Raw genomic sequence first — 22,735 nt, 5'->3', positions numbered from 1 at the left:
CAGGCGGCCGGTTCAGCCGATCAGATGACCGTGGAAGTGCGCCTCGCCGCGCCTGACGGCGAGACCCACCTGTACACGGTAAGGCGTCCCGAGCCTGCCGACGGGACGACGCTGATCCCGATCAGTCAGACGCGTGCGGTGCGCGTGTTCTCGAACGAGGCGTTCACTGCTGACGAAGCCGCGGGCATCTTCTTCACGTACTACCTCACCGACGCCGTCGCTCAGACGTACGTCCTCCGTGAGCTCGACCTCGGCCAGGAGCTGTCGGAGCAACGATGAGAGTCACGGTCCGTCACGACGCCGTCAGCGACACGGTCGCGCGTCTCGCTCTCACCCTTCGGCAATTCGAAGACGCGCTCGACACCCTCGACGCGGAGGCCGCTCGGCTTCGATCCTCATGGTCCGGTGAGGCGCAGGCGGCATACGACCGCGCCCACCACGACTGGGACACCGCCATCCGCCGCATGAAGGCCGCCCTCGCCGAAGCCAACCGCCGACTCATCACCGCCAATGCCATCTCCATGGAGACCGCCAGCACCGCCGCTCGCCTCTGGCGGTAACGGCGCTGGGCATGGCCCGCGTCAGAACTCGTCGGCGACGATCTCGGCCTTGAACCCCGCGGAGTTCTCCAGCCATCCGGCGTAGTGATCGGGCCCACCGGCGTGCGGGTAGCGCTCCGCGTACAAAGGCCGCCAGCCGTGCTCGGGTGCCGCCGCGATGATCGCGTCCACTCGGCTCGGCGGGCCCGCAGCGAAGGCGAGATGGTTCACGCCCGGGGCGCGACGATCGTGTGCGCTGCCGCTGAGGTTCGGGGATATCGTGAGGGTGACATACGCGCCACCCGCCTCCCAGGACTCGCCCTCGGGCCATGCGCCGGCCCGGACGAAACCCACCGCACCGAACAGCCACCCCCACTCCGCTCGCGACGACGCGAGGTCGGCGACCCAGATCTCCACGTGGTGAATCCCTGCCATCCGTCCAGTCTCCCAGCTCCCCATGGATCCCCCGTGGCAGGTGGCGGCCTCCACGTCAACCCCAACGCAGCGTTTTCTCTGCGCGGATACGGTGAAGACATCGTCGGGATACCCGGTCCCGCCAGTGGAGGACGCCGTGATCACCCAGGAAGCCCCGCCGACCGCCGCGCTTCTGGACGGCCGCTACCGTCTGGCAGAGGCCGTCGGTATGGGCGGGATGGCGACCGTGTACCGCGCGGAGGACATCGCCCTCGAACGCACCGTCGCGGTGAAGATGTTCCGCGAGTCCGACGACGCCGTCGTGCCGGTGGAGCGGGTGCACTCGGAGAAGGCGCTCCTCGCGGGTCTCAACCACCCTGGCCTGGTCACCCTCCTCGACGCGCACCTCGAGCCCGGACGACCGAAGTACCTCGTGATGGAGTACGTGCCCGGACCGACTCTGAGCAAGCGCATGGCACGCGCGACGGTCCCAGCGCGCGAGATCGCCATGATCGGGGCGGACATCGCCTCCGCCCTCCACGCCGTGCACAGCGCCGGCATCGTGCACCGCGACATCAAGCCCTCGAACGTCCTGCTCACCCCGCCTCTCGACACGAACGGCCGGTGGAGCGCGAAACTCGCCGACTTCGGGATCGCCTGCGCCATCGACATGTCGCGTGTCACCACTCCCGGCATCGTCCTCGGGACACTGACCTACATGGCACCGGAGCAGTTGCGCAACGGCGACATCCGTCCCGCGGTCGACGTCTACGCGCTCGGGCTCGTCCTGTTGGAGGCGCTCACCGGCAAGCCCGGCTTCGCTCCCACCCTCAGCGTCGAATCCGCCCTCGCCCGCCTCCACATCGCCCCCGAGATCCCCGCGGAGCTGGGGTCGGAGTGGGTCGGCCTGCTCACCGCGATGACGGCGATCGACCCCGAAGCGCGGCCGCACGCTCTGGAGGTCGAGGGCGAGCTGCGCCGGCTCGTCGATCTGCCTTCGACCGGAGAGGTCGCCACGGACGTCACCGTACCGCTTCCGGCGCCGACGGCAGGCGCCCTCCCCCGCACCCGCGCCGAGGCCCGCGCCCGTCGTCGCGTCGCGTCGGCGCGCCCCGCGGCGTCCCCGGCCCGGCGCATGCGCCGTCGTCGCGAGTCTCTCCTCATCGCCGCGGTGGTCGTGCTCGGCGCGGTGACCACCGCCTCCGCAGCACTGGTCGGGCACGGCGAGCAGGCCCTCGCCAGCTCGGGTGCCGTCTCCGACGGCGCGTCGAGGATCGTCGAGGACGTCGTGCCTATCGAACCGGCTCCCACCGACACCGCCCCCGACCTGGCGCCGGCAGAGACCGTCGCGGTGGAGCCGGTGGCCGCGACCCCCGTGGCACCGGCGTCATCGATCACCGAGTCGGCGCCGGATACGAGCCTGCCCGAGAACGCCGCACCTCAGGCGCAGGAGAACCGAGGCAAGAGCCCTGGCCGCGACGGCAACAACGGCAAGGGCAACAGCAGCCACTGACCCGACGCCCCCGACGCCCGCCGAGCCGGCGGGTGTCGCTGAGCAGCGCACGGGACCTGGTGGAGGAAGATCGAGTGTCGACTATCGACAGAGGGAGGGGACCATGCGTCGCAGGAAGTTGATCGCACCGCCGGATCCGGCACCGAGTGTGGCCGCGCAGCGACGGTCGCCGTCGAGCGTGGTCGCCGGCGCCAGGGCGAACCCGTTCATGTTCGGTCTCCTCGGCGCCCTCGGGGTGCTCGTCGCGCTCATGATCGGCGGCATCGTCGGCCAGCTCGCCACCGTGCTGGTCTACATCGGCGTCGCCCTGTTCCTCGCGCTCGGCCTCGATCCGATCGTGCGGTTCATCGAACGCAAGCTCCCGCGCCCGGCGGCGGTCGCCGTGGTCGTGATCGGCGTGCTCCTCGCCTTCGCCGGGATCATCCTCGCCATCGTCCCCACTCTCGTGGAGCAGATCGGGAACCTCATCAAAGACGGTCCGGAGATGATCAAGGAGTTCACGAAGAGCGCCTGGTTCCAGGACGTCAGCGGACAGTTCGGCAGCACGATCCAGGATGCGGTCGACGGCGTGCTCGGCTTCGCGCAGAACCCGGACAACTTCCTCGACATCGGTGGCGGCGTCTTCGCCGTCGGCGCAGGGATCGCCGGCGGCCTGACGGGCGTCACGATCGTGCTCATCCTCACCCTCTACTTCATGGCATCGCTGCGCAGCATGAAGCGGGTGGCCGCGCGGTTCGTCCCCGCCTACCAGCGCGACACCTTCAGCGAGCTCCTGGAGGACGTCTCCAGTGCTGTCGGGCGCTACGTCATCGGTCAGGCGAGCCTCGCGCTCACCAACGGCGTCCTGAGCCTCATCTTCCTCACCATCATCGGAGCGCCGGTGCCGGCGCTGCTCGCACTGATCGCGTTCATCGGCTCGATGATCCCGCTCGTCGGAACGCTCTCGGCATCGATCATCATCTCGCTCATCTGCCTGTTCGTCTCGCCGACGACCGCGCTGATCGCGATCATCTACTACCTGATCTACATGCAGATCGAGGCGTACGTGCTCTCCCCGCGGATCATGAACAAGGCCGTCGCCGTCCCCGGCGCACTGGTGGTCATCGCCGCGGTGGCCGGTGGAGCGCTCGGCGGAATCCTGGGCGCTCTCGTCGCCATCCCGGTGGCCGCGAGCATCATCATCATCGTGCAGAAGGTCGTCTTCCCCAATCAGGACAGGAAGAGAACGCCGCCGGCGGTGACCGTCGCCTGATCAGCGGACCAGGACGGCGCCCGGCTGCACCCGCACGGTGAACGCGTCGATCTCGCCGATCTCCTCGCCGTCGATCTCGAACATCTGCGGCGCGGAGAGCTGCACGCGGATCCGCTCCGCCGAGACGTGGGTGGTGGAGTCCGTGCTGACCGCCTGATCGACGTTCCCGATCATGCGACGGATGCCGTTGTCCCAGACGACCGAGCGGACGGTGTCGAGCCACTGCAGCGCGCCGTCGGAGCTGATGAGCAACATGTCGAGGAGCCCGTCGTCGAGGACGGCATCGGGCAGCAGACGGATGCCACCCTGGAGCATGCCGCAGTTGCCGACGAGCAGCGTGTGACCGCGCACCTCCTCCGGCTCGTGGTCGTCGAGCTGCAGCGTGATGTCCGTCATCTCGGTACCGGCCAGTGCGCGCCCCATCGCCTCGACGTAGGCGAGCCAGCCGGCGCGATCCTTGAGGTCGTCGTTGGTCTCCACGAGCATCTGCGCGTCGACCCCGAAGCCGACCATGACGGAGAAGGCATGCTCCTCGCCGTCGAACTCCACCCAGCCGAGGTCGATGCGGTGCGGCTCGGAATCGCGGATGTGCTCGAGCGCCGGTAGCACGCCCTCGAGCGGCACGCCGAGGTTGCGCGCGAGCAGATTGCCTGTGCCCTGCGGGACGATCCCGAGAGCGACATCGGTGCCGACCAGAGCCTCCGCGACCGCGCGGATCGTGCCGTCACCGCCGACCGCGATGACGAGGGCACAGCCCTCCTCCACCGCTTTCGCCGCGACGCCACGGCCGGGGTCATCCGGAGTCGTCTCGCCCCAGCGCACGTCGGCTTCCTCACCGAAGGCGATGGTGACGGCCTCGCCGAGGACATCCCGGTCGGACTTCGTCGGGTTCCAGATCACGCCGATGCGAGGAGAGGTCATACGCTCACTCTGAGCGACGGACGACGATCGTGCAACTCGACCGGCCGTCTAGCCGTAGAAGAGCTGCTCGAAGGTTCTCCGGGCACGCCGGGTGACGGCGAGATAGTCCTCTTCGAGCGGTGTCGCCGACCGGGGTGGATAGCCGAGCAGACGGGCCAGGGCATCCAGCTGACGGCGGTCAGCGGGCAGGACGTCGCTCGTCTGACCCGTGAGCAACGTGATGCCTGAACGGAGTCGGCTCGACAGCAGCCACGCCGCCCGGAGGCGCTCCGCGTCGTCCTCCTCGACGAGCCCGGCGCCGACCGCGGCGTCGAGTGCCTGCAGAGTCGACGTGGTGCGCAGGCCGGGGACATCGGTCGCGTGCTGCAGCTGGAGAAGCTGCACGAGCCACTCCACGTCGCTGAGAGTCCCCGGTCCGAGCTTGAGATGACGACGCGGGTCGGTCCCCTGCGGCAGCCGCTCCCCCTCGACCCTGGCCTTGATCCGCTTGATCTCCCGGAGCCCCTGGAGATCGACCGCCTCCGGGTACCGGATGCTGTCCGCGAGTTCCATGAACCGCCCGATGAGCTTCGCGCTGCCGGCGACACCGCGAGCCCGCAGCAGCGCCTGAGCCTCCCACGACAGCGACCAGCGACGGTAGTAGGCCGCGTAGGCGTCGATGGACCGCACGATCGGACCGTTGCGCCCCTCCGGCCGCAGACCCGCGTCCAGGTCGAGCGGGAGGCGATGGTCGGTCAGATGCTCGCGGAGCCCCGCCACGATTCTCGTCGCCAGCTTCTCCGCTCTGCCCGAGTCGACACCGTTCGCGTCGTACACGTACAGCACGTCCGCATCGGACCCGAAGCCGAGCTCCGCACCGCCGAACCGCCCCATGCCGATGACCGCGAAGTCGAGCGCCGCGTCCTCGGGCGGCACGACCTCGCGGAGGACGGCGCGGAGGCCGGCCTGGATCGTCGCATCCGTGATGTCGGTGAGCGCGGTGGCCACCTCCTCGATGGTGACGACATCGAGGACGGCCGCCATCGCGGTACGCAGGAGCTCGCGACGCCGCAGGGCCCGGACGGCCCGCAGCGCGTCGGCGACCGTCTCATGGCGCGTCTGGATCGCTCGGGCCTCGTCGTCGAGCGCCTGCGCGCTCCGCGGACGCAGTCGCTCGGCGCTGTCCAGCCACGCCACCGACTCCGGGATCCACTCCAGCAGCTCGCCGATGTACCGCGACGACGACAGCAGTCGGGTGAGACTCTCCGCCGCGCCGGAGGAGTCCCGCAGCATGCGCAGGAACCACGAGGTGTCCCCCAGCCGCTCGCTGATGCGGCGGAACGCGAGGAGGCCGTAGTCGGGGTCGCTGCCGTCCGCGAACCAGCGCACCATGACGGGCATGAGGTGCCGCTGGATCGTCGCCTTGCGGCTGAGTCCGCGTGTCAGCGCGCCGATGTGGCGCAGCGCTCCCGCCGGGTCGCGGAACCCGATCGCGGCGAGCCGGTCGTGAGCCTGCTCCGCGGAGAGGGTGCGCTCCTCCTCGGGCAGTCCGGCCACGGCGCTCAGCAGCGGCCGGTAGAAGAGGCGGGTGTGGATGTCGCGCACCTCGCGGCGGACGCTCTCCCACCGCGCCCAGACGCCCTCCCCCGTCTCCGCCAGCTTCGTGCTGCGCGCCAGGATGCGCAGTCCGGCTGGCGTCTTGGGCATGAGGTGGGTGCGGCTGAGGTCGCGCAACTGCAGACGGTGCTCCATGAGCCGCAGCACGCGGTAGTCGTCCGCGAAGGTGCCCGCATCAGCGCGACCGATGTAGCCGCCGGCGACCAGCGCGTCCAGGCTCTCGAGTGTGCCGCGGGTGCGGAGGGAGGCATCGGTGAGACCGTGCACGAGCTGCAGGAGCTGCACCGTGAACTCGATGTCGCGCAGCCCGCCCGCCCCGAGCTTGAGCTGATACGGGGCGTCCTCCGGGTCGATGTGCTCCATGACCCGCTCGCGCATCCGCTGGACGCTCTCGACGAACTCCTCCCTGGCGGCGCTCGACCACACGCGCGGCTGCACGGCATCGATGTAGGCGGCGCCCAGTGCAGGATCGCCGGCGAGGGGACGAGCCTTCAGCAGCGCCTGGAACTCCCAGCTCTTCGCCCATCGGTCGTAGTACGCGACGTGGGAGGCGAGGGAGCGCACGAGCGCTCCCTGCTTGCCCTCGGGGCGCAGTGCCGCGTCGACCTCCCAGAGTGGCGGTTCGACCTCGATGGCGCTGAGGAAGCGCATGGTGTCCCTGGCCAGACGCGTCGCGATGTCGATCGCCTGCGGCTCGGACAGCGTCTCCTCGTCGGACGTGCCCCCGACGAAGATGACATCGACATCGCTGACGTAGTTGAGCTCCCTGGCACCCGCCTTGCCCATGCCGATCACAGCCAGCTGTGTCGTGGCGACGGCATCGCGACCCGCCGACGGCGCCTGGCGCGTGCGGGCGATCGCGAGCGACGCCTCGAGGGCGGCGCCGGCGAGGTCCGCAAGGGAGGCGGCGACCTCGGCGACGACGTCTTCGGGTCGCGGGTGGCCGAGGTCGAACGCCGCGATCTCCGCGAGGTTCCGCCGATACGCGACGCGGAGGGCCACGATCGTCTCGTCCTCCGCGGATCCGGCGAATCCGTCCTCGGCCCCGACGGCGGCGAGCAGCCGATCGCGCCAGACGTCCGCGGCGGGCAGCGCGTCGACGGGCGCCGCAAGCACGTCGAGCTCCTCGGGATGGCGCAGGAAGAACTCGGCCAGCCCCACGGAGGCACCGAAGACGCGCCAGACACGTTGGCGCGTCTCCTCGTCGGTGACAAGGGCCCGCAGCGGGGACGGGTCGCGTCGTGCCACCCGCAACATCCCACGGACAGCCGCGTCGGGATCTGCAGCGACAGACGCCTCGAGCAGCATCGTCCGCGGTACGTCGAGCAGGCTCTCGAGCTCTGCCAGTGACGCCGCGGCCTCGCTCAGCTCGGCGAATCCGAGTCGAGCGAGGGCCGAAAGGGAGACGGAGGCGTCGGGGCGAGCCATGCCGTGCTCAGAGGAGCTCGAGGTTGTTCTTCAGCTCCAGCGGCGTGACCTGACCGCGATACGCCTCCCACTCCTTGCGCTTGTTGAGGAGCACGTAGTTGAAGACCTGTTCCCCGAGCGTCTCCGCGACCAGCTCGGAGGCCTCCATGTACTCCAGGGCGTGGTCGAGGCTGGCCGGAAGCGCCGAGTATCCCAGCGCCCGACGCTCGGCGTCGCTCAGCGCCCAGACATTGTCCTCCGCCTCCGGCGGAAGCTCGTAGCCCTCCTCGATGCCCTTGAGGCCGGCGGCGAGCATGAGCGCGTAAGCGAGGTAAGGATTCGCCGCGGAGTCGAGGGCGCGGTACTCGACGCGCGAGGACTGGCCCTTGTTGGGCTTGTACATCGGGACGCGGACGAGCGCGGAGCGGTTGTTGTGGCCCCAGGTGATGAAGCTCGGGGCCTCGTCGCCGCCCCAGAGCCGCTTGTAGGAGTTGACGAACTGGTTCGTCACCGCGGAGATCTCATTGGCGTGCTTGAGCAGACCCGCGATGAAGTGCCGACCGGTCTTGGAGAGCTGGTACTTCGCACCCTCCTCGTAGAAGGCGTTCTGGTCGCCCTCGAACAGCGACATATGCGTGTGCATGCCGCTGCCGGGCTGACCGCTGAGCGGCTTCGGCATGAACGTGGCGTACACGCCCTGCTCGATCGCGACCTCCTTGATGACCGTCCGGAAGGTCATCACGTTGTCCGCGGTGGTGAGGGCGTCGGCGTAGCGCAGGTCGATCTCGTTCTGGCCGGGGCCGCCTTCGTGGTGGCTGAACTCCACGGAGATGCCGAGGTCCTCCAGCATGCGGACGGAGCGCCGACGGAAGTCGTGCGCGGTGCCACCGGGGACGTTGTCGAAGTAGCCCGCGGAGTCGACGGGCACGGGCCCCTCGGGGCCGAAAGACGACGACTTGAGCAGGTAGAACTCGATCTCCGGGTGCGTGTAGAACGTGAAGCCCGCATCGGCGGCCTTCGCGAGCGTGCGCTTCAGCACGTGACGGGGGTCGGCCACCGCGGGCTGCCCGTCGGGCGTGGTGAGGTCGCAGAACATGCGGGCGGTCGGGTCGATCTCCCCCCGCCACGGCAGCGTCTGGAAGGTCGTCGGGTCGGGCTGGGCGAGCAGATCGGACTCGTAGGTGCGGGTCAGCCCCTCGATGGCGGAGCCGTCGAAACCGATGCCCTCGGCGAAGGCGCCCTCGACCTCGGCCGGCGCGATGGCGACGGACTTGAGCGTGCCGATCACGTCGGTGAACCACAGGCGCACGAACTTGACGCCGCGCTCCTCGATCGTCCGGAGGACGAAGTCCCTCTGCTTGTCCATGGCTACTCTGCGCCCTGGCCCTTCTCCGCACCGAAGCCGCTGGTGGGCTTCGCGTCCCAGCCCTGCTCCGCGGCCTCTTCCTCGGCCCAGGCGCGCGACCGCTCCTTGAGCACCTCGGGGGCGCGGTGCGCCTCGGCCTCCGTGTCGAACGGACCGATGCGGTCGATGGACGGCGAGAGCATGCCGAACTCGACCTCGCCCGTGGCGGAGTTGTACCAGTACTTGTGATCGCCGTCGGTCATGGCTGCTCCTTCTTCCCGCGAGCGGTTGGGGTGATGTCATCGATCCTACTGGCGTGCACCGTGGTCGCTAAGCTATCGGCCATGGCAAAAGCGATCGGCGTCGACATCGGCGGCACGGGCATCAAAGCGGGAATCGTCGACCTCGAACACGGCACCATGGCCTCGGATCGGGTGCGGGTACCCACTCCGGCCGGCGCGGCGCCGGAAGACGTCCTGGTCGCGGTCCAGACCGTCCTGAAGACGCTGGACGTGCACGAGTCGACCCTGCCGCTCGGCGTGGCGTTCCCCGCGATCGTCAAGCGCGGGAAGACGCTGTCCGCCGCCAACGTCTCGAAGGAGTGGATCGACTTCGATGCCGAGCGCTTCTTCCGCGACGGCCTCGGCCGGAACATCGTCTTCGTGAACGACGCCGACGCCGCCGGCGTCGCGGAGGCCCGCCACGGCGCGGCGCGCGACGTGCTCGGCTTCACGCTGCTGACCACGCTCGGCACCGGGATCGGCTCCGCGTTCCTGTACGACGGCGTCCTGCTGCCGAACACGGAGCTCGGACACCTGAACTTCCGCGAGTACGAGTCCGTCGAGACGTATGCGGCCACCTCGGCGCGCGAGCGCGAGGGGCTGAGCTGGGAGGAGTGGGCCGAGCGCCTGCAGGCGTTCTACTCCCACATCGAGTTCCTGTTCAGCCCCGACCTGTTCGTGGTCGGCGGCGGCGTGTCGAAGAACGCGGGCGACTTCCTGCCGCTGCTCGACCTGAAGACGCCGATCGTCCCCGCGATCCACCGCAACAACTCCGGCATCATCGGCGCGGCCTCGCTCGCCGGCGACTGACCCTTCGACGGGCTCAGGGACCCAACGAGAGAAGGCCCCGATGACGGGAGTCATCGGGGCCTTCTGCGTTCGGGGCGAATGGGCCGACCTGTACGCCGGGTTCTGTTCCGGGGTTCTTCGCCCCTTCGACGGCCATCTCTCTCGGCGACACGTTGCCGTGCCGCTCCAGCGGTCTACCCGAGGACTCGGCGAGCCGCGTCATCATCCTCTGTCTGACCTTGCTCCGGGCGAGGTTTACCTGGCGGGCCGTGTCACCACGGCCCCCGGTGGTCTCTTACACCACCCTTTCACCCTTACCCCTCGCGGGGCGGTCTGCTCTCTGTGGCACTATCTCGCGGATCACTCCGGGTGGGTGTTACCCACCGCCCTGCCCTGTGGAGCCCGGACGTTCCTCGGTGCGGTTGCCCGCCACGCGACCGTCCAGTCGACCCATTCGCCCGTCCAGTCTACGGGGCCTCACTTCTCCGCGGAATCCGCGATGCGCAGGTCGAGGGGCACGTCGATCGGGAAGGTGCCGAACAGGCGGGTCGTCGCAACGGCGGCGGCCTCGCGGACGGCGGCGGCGGCGGCCTCCGCGTACTCCTGCGGCGTGTGCAGGATCACCTCGTCGTGCAGGAAGAACGCCAGGTGCGGTTCCCGGGCGAACGGTCCTGACGCCTCCGCGGCGCCGAAGACCTCGGGGAGCTGCGCCAGGCGGTGGCGGATCTCCGCGAGCCAGATGAGCGACCACTCGGCCGCGGTGCCCTGGACGATGAAGTTCCGGGTGAAGCGCCCCCACTCCCGCGCGCGGCGGCGGGCGAGGGAGACCACGGCGGGGTCGGCATCGGCGCCGGTGGCGTCGGCCTGCAGCCGCATCCACTCCGTGGACGGACGCGGCGAGGAGCGACCGAGCCAGGTCGAGACGATGCCCCCGTCCTCCCCCACGCGCGCCGCGTCGTCGACGAGCGCCATCGCGCGCGGGTACACCTTCCGCAGCCGGGGAACGAGTCGCCCGCTGTCGCCGCTGGTGGCGCCGTACATCGCTCCCAGCACCGCGTACTTCGCCTCGTCGCGCGTCGCGACGGCACCGGACGCGACGACGCCGGCGTAAAGGTCGCCGCCACGCGCCGCGTCTGCCATCGCCTCATCGGACGCCATGGCCGCGAGCATCCGCGGCTCGAGCTGGGCGACGTCCGCGACGACGAGTGCCCAGCCCGGATCCGCGCGTACGGCGGGGCGGAGGTTGCGCGGCAGCTGCAGCGCACCGCCGCCGGCCGACGCCCACCGTCCGGTGACGACGCCCCCGGGGATGTACACCGGACGGAAGCGGCCGTCCTGGACCCATTCCGTCAACCAGGTCCAGCCGTTCGCGCTGAGCAGGCGAGACAGCTTCTTGTAGGCGAGGAGCGGTTCGATCACCGGGTGCTCGTGGGCGGACAGCTCCCACTTGCTCGTGGACTCCACCGACACGCCGACACGGTGCAGGGCCCGCAGCAGCTTCGGCTGACTGTCCAGGTGCAGCGTGGGGTCGTCGAGCAGGGCCCGCACCTCGTCGCCGCGTTCCACCATCCGTCGGGGCAGCCCGCCCGCTGCCGGACGCGCACCCAGCGTCTCGGTGAGGATCGCGTCATGCACCCCCGCGTCCCAGGGCAGCCCCGCGACGCGCATCTCCTCGGCGATCAGCCCGCCGGCCGACTCCGCAGCGCAGAGCAACGTCAGGCGGCCGTCCGTGGCCTCCGCCATCACGTTCCGCTGCGCGCGGTACTGCTCGAGCGCCGCCGTGATCGCGTCCTCGCCCGACTCCTCATCGAGGACGTCGAACAGGGAGGGGGTGGTGTCGACCGGGTCGCGACGCTCCCAGCCCGCGGCCGGGGGCAGCGGGGTGTTCACCATGGCGGTGTCGCGCAGGATCGCATGGCAGAGGACGAGGTCGTGGCTGCGCGTGATCCGGACCCCGGCGTTCAGCAGCAGCGCGTAGATCTCCGCCGCACTGCGGATGATCCATCGCGGCGTGTCGGCGGCTTCGACCTCAGCCACCCAGCCGGCGAGTTCGGACGCGGGGAGGAGGGTGCGCTGCTGCTCCTCGTCATGCTCGTCCAGCTCGATCGCGGCGTACTCCCCCGCACCGAGGCCGATCAGCGCGAGACGTCGCTCCGGGCCCGACGCCGGCACCGTCACGGGCGGTGCGCGCCGGATGCGCTCACGACGAGAGTCCCGACTCCTCAGTGCGCACGAGGATGCAGCCGCACTCGGGGCACGAGACCACCTCGTCCTCGGGCGCGCGACGGATGTCGTTGAGATCAGTGCCGGGGAGCATCATCCGGCACCCCTCGCACGTACCGCGGGTGAGGAGCGCGGCTCCGGCGCTGTTCACGGCGCGGCGATCGTACTCCGCGAGCAGGGGCGCGGGAACCGTGGCGGCGACGGCCTCCCGGTCGCGCGCGAGCTGGGCGCCGAGCTCGGTCGCCGCAGCGACGTCGGCCTTGCCCTGGGCGGTGAGAGCGCTGCCCTCCGCGGTCGTCGCGTCCAACAGGGCCTGCTGCGCGGCCACGGCGGCGTCGGCCTCCTCGACCCGGCCCATGATGTCGAGCTCGGCATCCTCGAGGTCGCTCAGGCGCTTGGCGAGGCTGGCGAGCTCGTGCTCCAGGGCCTGCGCCTCCTTCGGATTGGTGGCTGCCGCGAGGCGCTGGGCATCGCGGTCGCGGCGCTGCTCGGCGAGCGCGACATCGGACTCCAGCCGCGAAAGCTCGGTGCGGGCGTCATCCCTGGCACCGGTCAGAACCGTGAGCTCACGGAGCTGCTCCTGCCGGATGGCGACGAGTTCGGCGATCCGGCCCGCCTGGCTCGGCCGGGTGCGGGCTCGTTCCGCCTGCGCGATGCGCCGGTCGAGGTCCGCGATGTCGAGCAGGGTGCGCTGGTTCTCCGGGGTGGCGTTCACGCTCTCAAATCTAGTCGCTGCCGGGCCGAGCGCCGCATCACCGGATGTCGCCGTCCACGTAGAACCACGTCCGGTCCTCGCGGACGAAGCGGCTGCGCTCGTGCAGCGATCCGCGCGTGCCGCCCTGACGCCACAAGGCCTCGAACTCGACCACGCCCACGGTGTCGAAAGGGCCGCCCGCCACGCGATCCACGATCACCAGCCGCCGCCACTCCAGGTCGGTCTCGAAGCCGATCGTCTCCGGTCGCGTATCCGGGTGCCAGGTGCGAAGGAGGTATGAGGCGTCCTCCCGTACGAACGCCGTGTACCGCGAGCGCATCAACCGCTCGGCGGTCGGCGCAGGAGCCCCGTCGAGGAGCGGTCCGCAGCAGGCGGCGAAGATGTCCCCGGAGGCACAGGGGCAGCGGGCGGACTCCGTCATGTGAGCGCGACGATCAGGGTCATGCCTGCCAGCATCGCGCGGAGGGCCGCGACCCGCCAACTCGCTCTACGCTGGAGGCACGCCAACGGAGGAGCAAAGATGACCACTGTCCCCACCTTCCGCGCCCACAACGGCTTCACCCTGCCGGCTCTCGGCCTCGGGACGTACCGCCTGAACGGCGACGCCGGAGCGGATGCCGTCGCCCAGGCCCTCCGTGCCGGATACCGGCTCCTTGACTCGGCCTTCAACTACGAGAACGAGGGCTCTGTCGGGCGCGGCGTCGCATCCGCAGGCATCCCCCGCTCCGAGGTCATCGTGACGACGAAGCTCCCCGGACGGCACCACGCCCGCGCGACGGCGACAGCCAGCATCGAGGAGAGCCGCTCACGCCTCGGCCTCGATGCGACCGACCTGCACCTCATCCACTGGCCGAACCCGAGCCAGGACGAGTACGTCGAGGCATGGACGGCTCTCGTGGACGCTCAGGCGCGCGGCGTCGTCCGCCAGATCGGCGTCTCGAACTTCCTCCCTGAGCATCTCGAGCGCATCGAGCGGGAGACAGGGGTCCGACCGGTCGTGAATCAGATCGAGGTGCACCCGTACTTCCCGCAGGAGGAGCAGCTGGCGTATCACCGCGAACGCGGCATCCTCACCGAGGCCTGGAGCCCGCTCGGTCGAGCGCAGGCTCTCCTCGACGAGGACGTCGTCCGCGAGGTGGCCGCCGCTCACGACATCACCCCGGCGCAGGCCGTCCTCGCCTGGCACGTGGCCAGAGAGACCGTCGCGATCCCGAAGGCATCCTCCGCGGCGCATCAGGCCGCGAACCTCGCCGCGGCCGCCGTGGTGCTCGATGACGCGGAGGTCGCTGCGATCACGGCGCTCGGACGCGCAGACGGGCGCCTGTTCGACGGTGACCCCGCCGTGCACGAGGAATCCTAAGTCACGACCGCTCAGACGCTCTGCGTGCCGAGGACGCGCAGGAACTCCAGCTTTCCGGCGGCCTCGCTGCCCGGCTGCGCCGTCAGGACGATGAGCGCCTGTGACTCGTCCTCCGTGAACAGCGCCTGACAGTCCACCTCGATCTCCCCCAGCTCCGGGTGGACGATCACCTTGTGCTGCTCGAAGCGACGGGCGACCTCGTGGGCCGCCCAGAGCTGCACGAACTCGGGGCTGCGCTCCGACAGGTCGGCCACGATCTCCCCGGCCCGCGACCGCGCGCCCATCGTTCCGTACGCCGCGCGCAGCGCCGCCACCAGTGCCCGGGACTGCCGGGGGTGATCGATCTCCCGGTACCGGCGTCGCTCCTCGTCCGGTCGCGCGAACCAGCGATGGATGCCGCTCCGGTCGAGGCCGGTCAGGGCGCTCGCGTCACCGATCAACGCCCGCGAGGCGTCGTTCTGCACCAGCACCTCGTCGAGAGGCGAGACCACGAACGCCGGGGTGTCGTGCAGACGATCGAGCACGCGGAGGATGCCGGGTCGGACGTAATCGGTGACCACCGTCCGATCGGGTGCGCTGAGCCCGCTCAGTCGATACAGGTAGTCGCGCTCGTCGGATGACAGACGCAGGGCACGAGCGAGGGCGGCGAGGATCTGCGCGCTCGGCTGCGGGCCCCGACGCTGCTCGAGACGTGTGTAGTAGTCCGTCGACATGGTCGCCAGCTGCGCGACCTCCTCCCGCCGCAGTCCCGCCGTCCGCCGACGCGGCCCCTCAGGCAGCCCCACATCGGCGGGACGGAGCGCCTCCCGACGGCGCAGGAGGAAGTCGGCCAGGGCATCGCGATCCATCCGTGCAGTATCCCCCGGACACCGGACGGGATCCAGGGACCGCCGATCCCCCGATGAGCCGTCTCTGGAACGGCGCCGGTGCAGCGCCGAGGCTGAGGTCATGGACATCACCGGAAACACCATCTTCATCCCCGGCGCGACGAGCGGGATCGGTCTGGCGCTTGCACTCCGACTGCAGGAGCGCGGCAACACCGTGATCGTGGGAGGGCGACGAGAGGACCGGCTGGCCGCGATCGCCGCCGAGCATCCCGCACTCCGCACCGTCCGCATCGACACCACGGACCCGGGAAGCATCGACGAGGCCGCGGCCGCGGTCCTCGTCGCGCACCCGACGCTGAACGTGCTCATCACGATGGCGGGCATCATGCGCGCGGAGGACTGGACCACGCCGGCCGGCTTCCTGTCCACCGCCGAGGAGACCGTCACGACGAACATCCTCGGCCCGATCCGTCTCATCGCCGCCTTCATCGAGCACCTGCGAGCCCAGCCCGCGGCGACCATCATGACCGTCTCCTCCGGTCTCGCCTTCGCGCCCCTGAAGGTCACGCCCACGTACAACGCGAGCAAGGCGGCGATCCACATGCTCAGCGAGTCGCTCCGGCTCCAGCTCGCGGGGACGACCGTCGCGGTGCAGGAGCTCGAACCGCCGGCGGTGCGCACGGATCTCATGCCCGGGCACGCGGAGAACGATGCTGCTCTGCCCCTCGACGCGTTCATCGACGAGGTCATGTCCCTCATCGAGACCCAGCCCGACGCGACCGAGATCCAGGTCGAGCGGGTGAAGTTCCTCCGCTACGGCGAGGCTCGTGGCGACTACGACGAGGTCGTCGCGGTGCTCAACCGCACCGATCCGCACGGTCGGTGAACGCGGTGGATGGCCGGCCGCCCCACCGCCGTCACGCCTGCAGGGACGCGGCGACCGCGGTGAGCGCGTCGGCGGACTCCCGCAGCAGTCCGAGCTCCCGATCCGAGAACGCGGTCGTGCGGATCGGCACGGCGCCGGCGGCGCTGACGATCGACGGAACGGACAGGGCGACGCCGTCGATCCCGTGGAAGTCGTGGAGCACTGTGCTCACCGGCATCACCGCATGCTCGTCCCGGAGGATCGCCTCCACGATGCGCGCGCTGGAGAGTCCGATCGCATAGTTCGTGGCGCCCTTCCCCTGGATCACCTTGTAGGCGGCGTCGCGGACGTCGACGGCGATCTCGTCCAGCTCCTCCAGGGTGAAGCGCGGGTGGTCCGGGGTCTCCCAGTCGAGGATCGGGACCGTGCCGATCGTCGCCCGCGACCAGAGCGGGAACTCGGTGTCGCCGTGCTCTCCGATGATGTGGGCGTGCACGCTCGCCGTGGACACTCCCGCCCGCTCCCCCAGCTTCCAGCGCAGACGAGACGTGTCGAGCACGGTGCCCGACGCGAAGATGCGCTCCGGCGGCAGTCCGGTCTCCTGCTGCGCGATGACCGTGAGCACGTCGCACGGGTTCGTGACGATGACGTAGACGGCGTTCGGCGCGACGGCGAGCAGCTCCGGCATCATGCGCCGGATGATGCCGGCGTTCACCCCGGCGAGCTCGGTGCGCGTCTGTCCAGGGTTCTGTTTCGCTCCCGCGGTGATGACCACGACATGGGAACCTGCGGCCACGGAGATGTCGCTTCCGCCGATGATGTCGCTGCTGCCCGTGAACTGCGTGCCGTGCGCGAGGTCCAGCACCTCGGCCTCGACCTTCTCGGTCGCGATGTCGTACAGGGCGACGTGGCGTGCCGAGCCACGGATGAGCGCGGCGTAGGCGACGCTGGACCCCACGCTTCCCGCGCCGACGACGGTGAGCTTCGAGTTCTCGATGATCTCCATGCGCCCATCCTGACAGCGCGGGCGCTGTGACGGCAGGGGTCTCGCCGGGAGAATCGCAGCGTCATCACACCGCCGCGGCGACCGCCTCTGCTGCGGTCCGATGAGTGAACCGGAAGCCGGACTGCTCCAGCACTTCCGGCCGCACATCGGCGTCGGGGAGCAGCAACGACTCGGCGGCATCGCCGAGGGCGAGGCGCAACGCCCACCGGGGAGCGGGCAGCCAGAACGGCCGGTGCATCCGCTGCGCGAGCGCGCGGCCGATCTCATTGGCTGATGCCCTCGTGGGTCCGGCGAGATTGACGGGCCCCGCGAGCTTCTCATCGAGGACATGGCGGATGCCGCGCACCTCGTCCTCCAAGGAGATCCACGGCCAGATCTGCGTACCCGTCCCCAGAGGGCCGGCGACGCCGAGCTTCGTGAGCGTGATCATCGGACGGAGCACACCCCGGCGATGGATCACCGGTGCCGTCCGCAGCAGGGCGACCCGCGTGTGGTCCTCGGCGCGCCGCGCCGCGGTCTCCCACCGCACGGTGAGGTCGGCGAGGAAGGTGCTGCCGGGTCCGGAGTGCTCGGTGAGCACCTCGCCCGGCGCCGAGCCGTAGTAGCCCACGGCCGAGGCGGAGAGGAATGCCGGCGCGTCGGTGCGCAGGGCGCGCAGCGCGGTGGTGAGGGTGTTCGTCGCGTCGAGCCGCGATTCGACGAGTTGACGTCGATACCCGCGCGTCCACGGCAGGCGTCCGACGCTCGCACCGCCGAGGGCCACGACGGCCTCGGCGCCGGCGAGAACATCCGGGTCGAGGGCTGCGTCGCCCGGCGCCCACTCGACCTCGCCCTCCGCCTGCGGGGCCCGTCGCACCAAGGTGCTCACGTCGATCCCGTCGGCGCGGAGCGCGGCGGTGAGCGCGGATCCGATGAGGCCCGATGCCCCACTGATGACGATGCGTCGCTCCATTGCCGCTCCCCGCTGCAAACGATACGGGTGGGCCCTGCCGGGATCGAACCGACGACATCCACGGTGAAGTCGCGGAAGTTCGGGCCCCAGTTCGTGCCCACCGCTCAGATGCGACCCATCGTATCTCTCGCCGAGCGCCGGTCTCAGAAGTCCGCCTGAACGCGGACACGCGTACACCGGACCGTACCGAGGAAAGCGTGTGCCAAGGAAGGGTCTAGGCCACCTGCGACCCCCGTCGCTATGGTCAGGGCACCCGATACGACCCATCGCTTCCGGAGGGGGAAACGACATGGATTTTCAAGACTCCGACGCGCTCGAAATGTTCGTCGACTACCAGCGCGCGCAGAACCTCGCGGCCACCACCATCCGTAACCGGTGCAGCATCCTGCGCACGCTCGCCGCCAACACCGGACGGCTCGTCGACTGCGACGTGTTCTCGCTGCGCAGGTACGTCGGCCGGGAGGGTGTGGCCGCTGGTACTCGGCGGACCGAGCGGGGCGCGATCCTCGCGTTCTACACCTTCCTGCAGACCGAGGGCCTGCGGGACGACAACCCGGCGACGAAGCTCCCGGTGATCCGGGTGCCGAAGGGTGAGCCTCGCCCGTTCACCCGGGAGCAGGTCGACGCGATGCTCGAATCCGGGGCGTACCGGAAGACGCGGGCGATGATCCTGGTCGGGTACTACCAGGGGTTCCGGGTGTCGCAGATCGCGGCCGTGCATGGCGATGACATCGACGTGCTGACGAACACGATCCGCACCGTCGGGAAGGGCCGGAAGGAACGCCGCCTCCCCCTCCACCCCACGGTTCGCGAGCTGGCCTCGACGATGCCGGCGCATGACTGGTGGTTCCCGGCGCGGAAGAACCCGACGACCCACATTCGGGCGTCGTCGGTGACGGACCTCATCACGAAGGCGAAGGTCCGGGCCGGGATCACCGACCCGCGCCTCACCCCGCACTCTCTCCGCCACGGCTTCGGGACCGACCTCGTCGAGAACGGCGTCGACATCCGGGTCGTGCAGGAACTCATGATGCACGAGTCGCTGTCGACGACGCAGGTCTACACCGGCGTCAGCGAGCAACGGAAGCAGGCGTCGATCGTGACGCTTCGGCCCCGTCAGGTCCCGGCCCACTCGGGCCGCCGCCAGATCGAGGTCGCAGCATGACCCGCGTGAATCCCATCGCGCGCCCAGAGCAGGGTGCGGGGAACCCCACTCCCAACACCGACCCCGCACCCTGCGACCCCATGCCGGAGGACCTACCCGACCGGATCATCGAAGCGATCCGCGCCGAGGACACCTGACCCCCGTGAACGCACGAAATCCCCCTCGTCAGCCGAAGGGCTAACGAGGGGGATTTCGGATCGCTATGCTCAGCTCATGCGCAGATGGAACCTGTTCACGTTCTGGACCTATGTCGTGTTCGGCGGGCTCTCCGCCGTCACGGCACTCGCGGGTATCGCGCTGCTGTTCTTCGCCCCGCCGACGGGGGTGATCTGCCTGCTCATCGCCGCCGTGCTCGGCGTGATGTCGATCTCCGTGAAGCGGAGCTTCGACAGCATGACCAGCCAAGGCGACTGACACGACGAAACCCCCCATCCGCGCCCGAAGGCATGGATGGGGGGTTCGTGTATGTGCGGCCGGGTGGCCTACCGGAACAGGTTGCGGAGCCAGGCGCGGATGCGCTGCCACAGGGCCGGACGCTGCGGGTCGCCGCGTCGACTGTTCGTGCGGGTGAACGGCATGAGGGTTACCTCCTTCTGGGGGTCGGGATCCCCGGGGTGGGTGATGATGCCCAGGGGTGGATGATCGGCCCGGAGACGGGCGCACGGGACCGGGGAACGGCTACTCCGTCGGTGGGGGGATGATCGCCGGGACGACCCGAACCACGAACGTCCCCTCCGAGGGGGCCGTCCGCAGCTCATCGCCCTGCGTGATCTTCAGTTCGAGGTAGTGGTCGCCACGCGCCCACGTCCCGTCGAGGGTGAACTTGACCTGACCGCCCGCCGCGTCCGTCACCTCGACGTCGATGGTCTCGGCGAGAGCCGACCGGGTGAGGTGCTTCACCGCCAGGACGACCGACGCCGCCCCGAGGTTGTGGTTCACGGTCAGCGACACCGGCACCCGGTCGCCCTGCTTCACGGTAATCATCGGGCCTCCAACGTCAGGACCTCCACGGATCCGTCGAGCGTGTACTGATCCACGCCGCCGGCGAGCGTGAGTACGTCCGGGAACGGCGGGCCCTTCACGACGGCCGCACCGACGACCGTCACGGCCCCGACCGCATCGACCGCCACAACCAGCGCCACGGACGCCACGGCCCCGACCGTCACCGCACCCGGTGCAGCGACCGCCACACCGACCACGGCCACCGCCGCGCCGACGACCGCCACGACACCATCCGCAGCGCGCGACACCGCGACCGCCACGGCCGCGGCACCGGACACGCTCACAGCCCCGTCAGCGGCCCGAGAAACGGTCACCGCAGCCGAAGCCGCGCCCGTCACCGAAACGCCGCCAGACGCCACCACAGCGACAGCCAGGGCACGCGTAGCCGACCCGACCACCGACACGGAACCGTCACCAGCCCGCGACACCACGTTCAGGCCCCGCAGGACGACGCCCGTCGCCGCCTGCGCAGCCGCGCTAGACCACGTCAGACTCTTCGACCCGGAGGACGTCGAAGCCAACACCTCCGAACCGACCCAAACGGTCGTGCGGATGGAGCCCGTGCCCGCGGACGACGGGACCAGAGCGATCGCCGTCCCGGGGGTCGCCGTCGGCTCCGTCGCGTTCGGCGACACGATCTCCGTCGCCCAGGCGTACAGGAACAGCGCGGGATCAGCCGACGCCACGGCGAACGGGTTCAGGACGATCGTCGGGGAGCCCGAGGCGTTCCACCCGGTCGACTGCCCGAGGACTGGGTCTGTGAGATCCACGCCCCGAACGATGAACATCGCACCGACCCGCCGTGCATCCGCGACGCTTTTCGTGAACGTGTACGACGCCGGCTCGGATGCCGCGCTCGTCACAGGGTGCGTGAAAATGCCGGTGACCCGGCCGGCGGCATCGTTCGGGATGAACGTGTACCCGCGCCGCGTCCACCCGCTCAGCGTGAAGTCCGTCGGGGAAGTCGACCCGGGGGTGCGCAGGACGGCGACCAGCATGTCTCCGTCCTGCACACCACCCGGGCGATCGAGGACGACCGTCGCGCCGGACGTCGCAGACGCGAACGTCGTCGCCGTGCCGACCACTTCAGGCGCGACCATGACCTACCCCCTCCGGTTACGAGGCCGTGAACGTCGGGGTCGCGGTGACCGTCGTCTGACCGGGCAGCGCGCCCGTGGACGACGCCAACGGGAACCCCGCGACGAACACACCGCCCGACGTCCACACGCCCCAGTGCGTGTACGTCCCGGCCTGCACGTCGAACGACACAGGCGACCCGGCGACGACCCCATCCGACGCGCCACCGCTCCACGTCGTCTGCTTCCGCGCGTACGCCGGCGACCCGCCGGTCGCCTCGCTCGCGCCAGTCGTGCCCGGGTCCGCGGTGTGCAGGCTGATCCGATCACCGAGCCCGGTGACCGCGAGGGCCGCAGCTTCCTTCGCCACGTTCGAGAGCGCCATGTCAGCGCCCCGTGTTCGCGAGCGCCAGGCCGCCGACCGGGATCGCGAGGTACGCGATGACGGCCTGCGCGCCGATGACCTGCTCGGGGATCGGGGTCTGGATGCCGAGGAAGTAGGCGGCGATCCCACCGACGACGACGGCCGCCACGGCATACGCGCCGTAGATCACCTTCCGGGCGGTGGGGTTCTCGACGACGTTCCCGAGGTTCGGAGTCGAAGGGGTGGGGGTGCTCATGATGTGCCTCCTTGGGGCGACGGAATGATGAGCCTCGGACCGGGGTCGGCGCCGAGGTCGATGATGATGAGACGCAGGCGGCTTGCTTCCTCCTGCCACTGCCGGCGGACGTCCGCCTCGTAGTCGGCGCGAGCGGCTGCACGGTTCGCGCGCTCGTCGGCGGCGCGCTCCCCCGCCTCAGCCTCGGCCTGCATCTTCAGCGCATGGTCACGCTGCGCGATGATGTCCGAACGGCGCTTGTCCTCCTTGCCGGAGACGCCCTGACGAGCGAGGGTCACGACGCCGACGACCTCCCGGATCGCCACGCCGATGCCACCGCCACCGACGACAGCGACGACCAGCGCAACCCAGTTGAAATCCTCCATGCGCTGACCCCCGTCTACCTGTGTCGTCGGACGACGTCAGCAGTCCGCCGACGGAGCGCCGCGGCGACACGAGTGCGGAAGTCAGTCCCGGGCTCCGTCGCGAATATCTGCAGCTCGGCGTACCGGCGGACCATGACGAGCATCGCGACGGTGACCAGCGACACGGCGACGGCGGAAGTGATCGACGACAACGCGAACCGGCCGAGCACAAGGAAGTAGATCGCGATGCCGGAGAACGCGAGTACCGTCGCGGGCACCTCGACCATCCACCACCGAGTCAGCCGCCCCCAGAACCCGGCGGACCCGCCGAGCAGGAGCAGGAACGCCCACAGGGGGATCACCCACTCCCACCCGGCGAGCTCATCGACGACCGAGTTCGGCGTGCCGACGAGGGCATAGACGCCCCCGACGAACACGGCGAAGTAGGTGATGAGGTCGATGACGCGGATGATCGCCTCGTACCGATGTCGGATCTTCGGCGGGATCGGCAGGCGCTCCATCA

At 70.1% G+C, this 22,735-nt stretch carries 27 protein-coding genes and 1 other RNA gene; 10 read left to right on the top strand and 18 right to left on the bottom strand.

What is annotated here, in order from left to right; translation table 11 throughout:
- Window positions 1-24: 24 nt before the first annotated feature.
- Window positions 25-279 (top strand): hypothetical protein, encoded by a 255-nt coding sequence (locus M4D53_RS05290; protein WP_187661585.1) that lies wholly within the window; start codon window positions 25-27, stop codon window positions 277-279.
- Window positions 276-560: a WXG100 family type VII secretion target gene (locus tag M4D53_RS05285; RefSeq protein WP_187661586.1), complete on the top strand. Its 285-nt coding sequence runs from the start codon at window positions 276-278 to the stop codon at window positions 558-560. The genes M4D53_RS05290 and M4D53_RS05285 overlap by 4 nt, the downstream gene beginning before the upstream one ends.
- A gap of 21 nt (window positions 561-581) precedes the next feature.
- On the opposite strand, the gene M4D53_RS05280 is transcribed toward M4D53_RS05285, so the two are convergent.
- A complete protein-coding gene (locus M4D53_RS05280) occupies window positions 582-974 on the bottom strand; it encodes a VOC family protein (protein ID WP_259952454.1) in 393 nt (130 codons plus the stop codon).
- Between the two features lie 136 nt (window positions 975-1,110).
- Here M4D53_RS05280 and M4D53_RS05275 point away from each other — a divergent pair, with 136 nt between their 5' ends.
- Window positions 1,111-2,466: a serine/threonine-protein kinase gene (locus M4D53_RS05275; protein ID WP_259952453.1), complete on the top strand. Its 1,356-nt coding sequence runs from the start codon at window positions 1,111-1,113 to the stop codon at window positions 2,464-2,466.
- A 103-nt stretch (window positions 2,467-2,569) separates the two neighbouring features.
- Window positions 2,570-3,718, top strand: a complete 1,149-nt coding sequence (locus M4D53_RS05270) for an AI-2E family transporter (protein WP_259952452.1) — start codon at window positions 2,570-2,572, stop codon at window positions 3,716-3,718.
- On the opposite strand, the gene M4D53_RS05265 is transcribed toward M4D53_RS05270, so the two are convergent.
- The 4 genes from M4D53_RS05265 to M4D53_RS05250 are packed head-to-tail and all read right to left on the bottom strand — an operon-like array spanning window position 3,719 to window position 9,250.
- On the bottom strand, window positions 3,719-4,639 hold the full coding sequence (locus M4D53_RS05265) for a diacylglycerol/lipid kinase family protein (RefSeq protein WP_187661590.1): 921 nt from the start codon (window positions 4,637-4,639) through the stop codon (window positions 3,719-3,721).
- Window positions 4,640-4,687: 48 nt separating this feature from the next.
- Window positions 4,688-7,663 carry a bifunctional [glutamine synthetase] adenylyltransferase/[glutamine synthetase]-adenylyl-L-tyrosine phosphorylase gene (locus M4D53_RS05260; RefSeq protein WP_259952451.1) on the bottom strand — a complete coding sequence of 992 codons (2,976 nt, stop codon included), beginning with the start codon at window positions 7,661-7,663 and terminating at the stop codon, window positions 4,688-4,690.
- 7 nt (window positions 7,664-7,670) lie between these two features.
- Window positions 7,671-9,008: a type I glutamate--ammonia ligase gene (glnA, locus tag M4D53_RS05255; protein ID WP_071329447.1), complete on the bottom strand. Its 1,338-nt coding sequence runs from the start codon at window positions 9,006-9,008 to the stop codon at window positions 7,671-7,673.
- A gap of 2 nt (window positions 9,009-9,010) precedes the next feature.
- Entirely contained in the window at window positions 9,011-9,250 is a 240-nt protein-coding gene (locus M4D53_RS05250) for an SPOR domain-containing protein (RefSeq protein WP_187661592.1), read from the bottom strand.
- Between the two features lie 81 nt (window positions 9,251-9,331).
- On the opposite strand from M4D53_RS05250, the gene ppgK reads away from it, so the two are divergent.
- Entirely contained in the window at window positions 9,332-10,078 is a 747-nt protein-coding gene (gene ppgK, locus M4D53_RS05245; protein ID WP_025103605.1) for a polyphosphate--glucose phosphotransferase, read from the top strand.
- A gap of 75 nt (window positions 10,079-10,153) precedes the next feature.
- On the opposite strand, the gene rnpB is transcribed toward ppgK, so the two are convergent.
- The 4 genes from rnpB to M4D53_RS05225 all read right to left on the bottom strand — a co-directional run bounded on the left by rnpB (window position 10,154) and on the right by M4D53_RS05225 (window position 13,416).
- An RNA gene (rnpB, locus tag M4D53_RS05240) (RNase P RNA component class A) lies at window positions 10,154-10,510 on the bottom strand.
- A gap of 24 nt (window positions 10,511-10,534) precedes the next feature.
- Window positions 10,535-12,235 (bottom strand): bifunctional 3'-5' exonuclease/DNA polymerase, encoded by a 1,701-nt coding sequence (locus M4D53_RS05235; RefSeq protein ID WP_259952446.1) that lies wholly within the window; start codon window positions 12,233-12,235, stop codon window positions 10,535-10,537.
- 22 nt (window positions 12,236-12,257) lie between these two features.
- Complete coding sequence (locus tag M4D53_RS05230) at window positions 12,258-12,995, bottom strand: zinc ribbon domain-containing protein (protein ID WP_259952445.1); 738 nt, start codon at window positions 12,993-12,995, stop codon at window positions 12,258-12,260.
- 37 nt (window positions 12,996-13,032) lie between these two features.
- Entirely contained in the window at window positions 13,033-13,416 is a 384-nt protein-coding gene (locus M4D53_RS05225; RefSeq protein WP_259952442.1) for a YchJ family protein, read from the bottom strand.
- A 99-nt stretch (window positions 13,417-13,515) separates the two neighbouring features.
- Between M4D53_RS05225 and M4D53_RS05220 the strand changes: the two genes are divergently transcribed.
- The gene (locus M4D53_RS05220) at window positions 13,516-14,355 is read left to right on the top strand and encodes an aldo/keto reductase (protein ID WP_259952432.1); all 840 of its coding nucleotides are present in this window, start codon (window positions 13,516-13,518) and stop codon (window positions 14,353-14,355) included.
- Between the two features lie 11 nt (window positions 14,356-14,366).
- On the opposite strand, the gene M4D53_RS05215 is transcribed toward M4D53_RS05220, so the two are convergent.
- Window positions 14,367-15,203, bottom strand: coding sequence for a helix-turn-helix transcriptional regulator (locus M4D53_RS05215; RefSeq protein ID WP_259952429.1), 837 nt, complete (start codon window positions 15,201-15,203; stop codon window positions 14,367-14,369).
- 100 nt (window positions 15,204-15,303) lie between these two features.
- On the opposite strand from M4D53_RS05215, the gene M4D53_RS05210 reads away from it, so the two are divergent.
- A complete protein-coding gene (locus M4D53_RS05210; protein WP_259952428.1) occupies window positions 15,304-16,068 on the top strand; it encodes an SDR family oxidoreductase in 765 nt (254 codons plus the stop codon).
- 31 nt (window positions 16,069-16,099) lie between these two features.
- Here M4D53_RS05210 and M4D53_RS05205 read toward each other — a convergent pair whose 3' ends face one another.
- Window positions 16,100-17,053 carry an L-lactate dehydrogenase gene (locus M4D53_RS05205; protein ID WP_187661599.1) on the bottom strand — a complete coding sequence of 318 codons (954 nt, stop codon included), beginning with the start codon at window positions 17,051-17,053 and terminating at the stop codon, window positions 16,100-16,102.
- A 64-nt stretch (window positions 17,054-17,117) separates the two neighbouring features.
- Window positions 17,118-18,005, bottom strand: coding sequence for a TIGR01777 family oxidoreductase (locus M4D53_RS05200; protein WP_259952427.1), 888 nt, complete (start codon window positions 18,003-18,005; stop codon window positions 17,118-17,120).
- A gap of 289 nt (window positions 18,006-18,294) precedes the next feature.
- Between M4D53_RS05200 and M4D53_RS05195 the strand changes: the two genes are divergently transcribed.
- The 3 genes from M4D53_RS05195 to M4D53_RS05185 all read left to right on the top strand — a co-directional run bounded on the left by M4D53_RS05195 (window position 18,295) and on the right by M4D53_RS05185 (window position 19,584).
- The gene (locus tag M4D53_RS05195) at window positions 18,295-19,170 is read left to right on the top strand and encodes a tyrosine-type recombinase/integrase (protein WP_259952426.1); all 876 of its coding nucleotides are present in this window, start codon (window positions 18,295-18,297) and stop codon (window positions 19,168-19,170) included.
- Between the two features lie 5 nt (window positions 19,171-19,175).
- Window positions 19,176-19,307, top strand: coding sequence for a hypothetical protein (locus M4D53_RS05190; RefSeq protein WP_259952425.1), 132 nt, complete (start codon window positions 19,176-19,178; stop codon window positions 19,305-19,307).
- Between the two features lie 76 nt (window positions 19,308-19,383).
- Entirely contained in the window at window positions 19,384-19,584 is a 201-nt protein-coding gene (locus tag M4D53_RS05185; protein WP_259952424.1) for a hypothetical protein, read from the top strand.
- Window positions 19,585-19,848: 264 nt separating this feature from the next.
- Here the strand turns inward: M4D53_RS05185 and M4D53_RS05180 are convergent, their stop codons facing one another.
- Genes M4D53_RS05180 through M4D53_RS05155 form a run of 6 tightly spaced genes read right to left on the bottom strand, consistent with a single transcriptional unit; the run spans window position 19,849 to window position 22,733 of the window.
- Complete coding sequence (locus M4D53_RS05180) at window positions 19,849-20,154, bottom strand: hypothetical protein (RefSeq protein WP_259952423.1); 306 nt, start codon at window positions 20,152-20,154, stop codon at window positions 19,849-19,851.
- On the bottom strand, window positions 20,151-21,272 hold the full coding sequence (locus tag M4D53_RS05175; protein WP_259952422.1) for a hypothetical protein: 1,122 nt from the start codon (window positions 21,270-21,272) through the stop codon (window positions 20,151-20,153). Before M4D53_RS05175 ends, M4D53_RS05180 begins: the two co-directional genes overlap by 4 nt.
- 16 nt (window positions 21,273-21,288) lie before the next feature.
- Complete coding sequence (locus M4D53_RS05170) at window positions 21,289-21,633, bottom strand: phage tail fiber protein (protein WP_259952420.1); 345 nt, start codon at window positions 21,631-21,633, stop codon at window positions 21,289-21,291.
- A gap of 1 nt (window position 21,634) precedes the next feature.
- Complete coding sequence (locus tag M4D53_RS05165; RefSeq protein WP_259952418.1) at window positions 21,635-21,868, bottom strand: hypothetical protein; 234 nt, start codon at window positions 21,866-21,868, stop codon at window positions 21,635-21,637.
- A complete protein-coding gene (locus M4D53_RS05160; protein ID WP_259952415.1) occupies window positions 21,865-22,233 on the bottom strand; it encodes a hypothetical protein in 369 nt (122 codons plus the stop codon). The genes M4D53_RS05165 and M4D53_RS05160 overlap by 4 nt, the downstream gene beginning before the upstream one ends.
- Before the next feature lie 14 nt (window positions 22,234-22,247).
- The gene (locus M4D53_RS05155) at window positions 22,248-22,733 is read right to left on the bottom strand and encodes a hypothetical protein (RefSeq protein ID WP_259952413.1); all 486 of its coding nucleotides are present in this window, start codon (window positions 22,731-22,733) and stop codon (window positions 22,248-22,250) included.
- Window positions 22,734-22,735: the final 2 nt, after the last annotated feature.

Source organism: Microbacterium meiriae, assembly GCF_025143875.1.
Classification (GTDB): domain Bacteria; phylum Actinomycetota; class Actinomycetes; order Actinomycetales; family Microbacteriaceae; genus Microbacterium; species Microbacterium meiriae.
This window is presented reverse-complemented; position numbering and strand designations above follow the sequence as displayed.